The sequence below is a fragment of the Collinsella aerofaciens genome, assembly GCF_001404695.1.
GTDB classification, from domain to species: domain Bacteria; phylum Actinomycetota; class Coriobacteriia; order Coriobacteriales; family Coriobacteriaceae; genus Collinsella; species Collinsella aerofaciens_E.
Genome location: NZ_CZAQ01000064.1, coordinates 1 through 2,490, shown reverse-complemented (window position 1 = coordinate 2,490; position 2,490 = coordinate 1). Strand labels below are relative to the sequence as shown.

The window sequence follows — 2,490 nt, the reverse complement described above, 5'->3', positions numbered from 1 at the left end:
GCGTGGGCGGTGTTGCTCACGGCCTCGATCTGCTCGACGGGGTTGTTGCCGAGGGCGTTGCCGCCGAGGGCGACGACAATACGATCGGGCTTGCCAAGAGGCTTAGACATTGCTGGAATCCTTTCTGTAAAAGGCCTACAACCCATTAATAACCCGCGCCCGTGCGATACGCGAGTTTATTAAGGTTTATATTCTCTTTATCGCTCATTTTATTCATTTTGAAAATACCTAAGCGGCGAACGGTCGATTTTACCCGCTCAGCGTAAAGAAGCCCAGTTCAGGCATATCTACGCCATTTACGTGCAACTTTATTTAAATAGAGCAGGGATTAGACCAGATTATGCAAACTATATCTTTGCTAAACACAAAACGGACAGCGCAATATCTTACTCGCACTATACGCGATTCTATACATTAATTTGACGAGTATGCACCCCTGCAAAAACATGGGGCTTTTCATCCAACATAAGGGATAGCCGATCGCGCTTCACCCCGCGGCAAGCGACTGCGAGTTCGCAGTATGGAACTTTACCGTCGGCTTCTGCATGAACGCTGCCGACGCCCTTTCGCTCCTGCGCGCCCAAGCAGCCGAGAACGCTAACGGCGCCACTGTCAACCTGGCCACCCTCAACAACGGCGCCGCCAGCCTTTTCGCAAAGTACCGTGCTGGTTCGCTGGCTTTGAGGCCTAAGTGAGCTTTGCTATTTGCCAATTTTTGTATGATTTGGGTCAAATCTATTTGTCAATTTTTGTATGATTAGGGGCAAATCTATTTGCCAATTTTTGTCAATGAGGTGTTTTAATGCTACGCCGCAAGGTCACTGATAGGCTTTTGAGCTGGAAGAATAACTCCCATAAGGCCCTGCTTGTTACCGGTGCGCGTCAGATTGGCAAGAGCTATGCGATTCGCGCGTTTGGAAAGAGCAACTACGCTTCGTATTATGAGGTCAATCTGCTACTTGATGCCGAGGCAAGAGACGTACTTGTTGGCGCTAAGAACTCCATTGACTTCATCAACCGTGTGGCCCTTCTTGCGGATGCACCGCTTGTTGAGGGAGATACGCTTATCTTTGTCGATGAAATACAGGAGTATCCGCAGATCGTCACGCTCATGAAGGCGTTGGTCGAGGACGGGCGCTTTAGCTATGTCTTCTCGGGGTCTATGCTTGGGACTGAGTTTAAGGGGATCTCTTCTTTCCCGGTGGGGTATGTCGAGCACATTGTTATGCGGCCAATGGATTTTGAAGAGTTTTGTTGGGCAAACAGCATCAGCGAGAATGTGCTTGCAGACATCCGCAGCTGCCTTGTCGAGAGGCGTCCCGTCGAAAACTATATTCATGAGGCGATGCTCAAAAACTTTAGAGCTTATATCGTTTGCGGCGGCATGCCGGAGGTCGTACAGAACTATATCGATTCGGGTTATTCACTCGTGAGGACGCGTGAGCTTCAAATTCAGCTGGTCGATCAGTACAAAAGTGATATCTCTAAATATGCATCGACTCGAGCGTTTAACGTTCGCGCGATTTTCGAACAAATTCCCGTTCAGCTTGAGGCGGAGTCCCATCGCTTTGTTGTTTCATCCCTGGGCGGGGGGGCTCGCCTTCAAAAATACGAGCAGGATTTCCTATGGCTGGTGAACGCGGGCGTCGGTTTGATGGTCGCCCAGGTGACGGAGGCCCGAAGTCCTCTTAAGAGGACAGAGAAGGCGACCGCCTTTAAACTATACGAGTCTGATACAGGCATGCTCGCATCACGGTATCCCGGCAGCACGGCACGCGCTGTCTACCTTGATATGAAAACCCCCAACCTCGGCGGTCTCTATGAGAACGTGGTCGCGCAGGAGCTTGTCGCCCTTGGAACTGATGCATGGTACTACCAGACACGCGAGGTCGGCGAAGTTGACTTTGTGATCGAAGGCACTCGCGGGCACGTTGTCCCAATCGAGGTCAAATCGGGCAAGAAGGTTCGAGCCCATGCGGCCCTCGACCGTCTGATGAGCGTGAGCGAGTACAAAATCCCCGAGGCCGTTGTGCTAAGCCACGAGAACCTCAGCAAAGAGGGCAAGGTTCTGTACGTTCCAATCTATATGACATTCTGCCTCGATGAGTTTATGGAAAAGGACGACCCCAACAACGATTTCTCGTTTGCACCCATATCCCTCTAGGCCATCTGGGTCCGCAACTAGGTCCCCCTCTATGCCCAAAGCAGCGCGTGGTTTCGCGGCAAAGCCGCGAAACAGCGACCGGGACAAGGCACCCCACCAACCACGTCCTTCATCAGCCCACACAATCTGAGGACGTAGTCGTAGCAGGATCTGAGGGCTGACCTTCGCGGACACTCCGCAGGACGAAAGAACCCCCGCCGCACGTAGTGTGAACTGCCTCCCATTTCTTGGACACAAGAAATGGGAGGCCTTTTTATGGCTGGAAACGCTTTGTACGACGTCGGGATGAGACTGCGAGCGGCAGAGCTGCACGACGAGGGGCACGG

At 52.2% G+C, this 2,490-nt stretch carries 2 protein-coding genes and 1 pseudogene; 2 read left to right on the top strand and 1 reads right to left on the bottom strand.

Annotation, left to right across the window (positions count from 1 at the left end; translation table 11 throughout):
• Positions 1-110: pseudogene (locus AQ996_RS10175) on the bottom strand (carbamate kinase); the annotation flags it as partial.
• A gap of 435 nt (positions 111-545) precedes the next feature.
• On the opposite strand from AQ996_RS10175, the gene AQ996_RS10035 reads away from it, so the two are divergent.
• Positions 546-695 (top strand): hypothetical protein, encoded by a 150-nt coding sequence (locus AQ996_RS10035; protein WP_156333784.1) that lies wholly within the window; start codon positions 546-548, stop codon positions 693-695.
• Positions 696-802: 107 nt separating this feature from the next.
• Positions 803-2,164: an ATP-binding protein gene (locus tag AQ996_RS09465; protein ID WP_055252689.1), complete on the top strand. Its 1,362-nt coding sequence runs from the start codon at positions 803-805 to the stop codon at positions 2,162-2,164.
• Positions 2,165-2,490 lie beyond the last annotated feature (326 nt).